Consider the following 551-nt stretch of genomic DNA (forward strand, 5'->3'; position numbering starts at 1 on the left):
AGAAGGGCTAGAGTATCCACTTTAACCTCTCTAAATTTGCTCACAATCTCTTAACTTGACGCGTATGGATGAACAGACTCTCTTTGAAAGGTTTTACTAAGAAAAACAAAGCAAGAGCTAATTTCAATAATTACTCGTTCCAGTAAACATTATCCTGAGATTTTTGAAGAACTAGAGGATAAAGAATATGAGCAATTTATTCAAAGTGAACTTTCAAAATCCGAGAATTATGTATAAAACAACCGGAAAGATGGTGAGATCAGGTAATCTATGGCTAAGACGTCATACCGCCGCGGTATCTCTCAGCCGCTAACACGTAGCGGGATGACGAGATGCCACCACGAACCGTCATACCGCGCGATTCATCCGCGGTATCTCTTAGCATAGATCCCGCTAACAAGCAGCGGGATGACGGTTGTCGTTTAGCTATAAACATTAAGAAATTTACCAAACGAAAAAAAAGGCAAAAAAAGCCCCATGATTGGCTAATTACTTACATTATACTTTCAAGTATGGCGTTTTTTTATTCTAAACACTTAATAACCGCGATT

It is taken from the genome of Wolbachia endosymbiont of Drosophila bicornuta (assembly GCF_028982105.1).
Lineage (GTDB): Bacteria > Pseudomonadota > Alphaproteobacteria > Rickettsiales > Anaplasmataceae > Wolbachia > Wolbachia pipientis.